Genomic DNA, 646 nt, shown 5'->3' with positions numbered 1-646 from the left:
CGCGGCGGACCGTTGCGGAACGACCGGTCGCCACCCTCCGCGCCTGCTTCGCGCGGCCCCGTTTCACGCGGCTCATAGCGCTTGAAGTTGCGCTCGCCTTCGGCAGCCATCGGCCGCTCCCGTTTTGGGAACGGCTTCTTGGCGCCGTGGGCCGGCTTGCCGCCGCGCGGACCTGCCGGTTTCGAGCCGCCCTTGCGCGACCCGCGTGGAGATTTCTTATCGTCGTCCATTACTTTGCTCGTCTTTGCCTGCTACAGCGCCGCACGCCCTTTCGGACGCCCAACGCAGGCAGTGTCATCTTGATTTTGCGCATCCAGCGGCGCGGCAAAAACCGATTCCGGTTTTCAGGGTCTCGCGCTAGATAACAGGATCACTCTCGGGTGGCGAGGAGTAATCGGGATGGAAACCGCTTGAAACGACCGGATTTCATGGCCTTGGCGCTTGAAGAGGCCGAGGCGGCCGCCGGCCGCGGCGAAGTGCCGGTCGGCGCGGTGATCGTCAGCGGCAACACGGTGATCGCGAAAGCCGGCAACCGTACCCGCGAGCTTGCCGATCCGACGGCGCATGCTGAGATGCTGGTGATTCGCGAGGCCTGCCGGAAGCTCGCCAGCGAGCGCCTCACCGGCCACGACCTTTATGTGACGCT

General features: G+C 65.5%; 1 protein-coding gene and 1 pseudogene. One reads left to right on the top strand and one right to left on the bottom strand.

What is annotated here, in order from left to right; genetic code table 11:
* Positions 1–230: pseudogene (locus EOA27_RS39085) on the bottom strand (RNA pseudouridine synthase); the annotation flags it as partial.
* Positions 231–410: 180 nt separating this feature from the next.
* On the opposite strand from EOA27_RS39085, the gene EOA27_RS39080 reads away from it, so the two are divergent.
* A partial coding sequence (locus EOA27_RS39080) for a deaminase (protein WP_145970936.1) occupies positions 411–646 on the top strand: 236 nt, incomplete at its 3' end.

The organism is Mesorhizobium sp. M2A.F.Ca.ET.037.01.1.1, from assembly GCF_003998075.1.
In the GTDB taxonomy this organism is placed as follows: Bacteria; Pseudomonadota; Alphaproteobacteria; order Rhizobiales; family Rhizobiaceae; genus Mesorhizobium.
The sequence above is the reverse complement of the archived record's forward strand: the minus strand, read 5'-3'. Positions and strand labels throughout refer to the sequence as shown.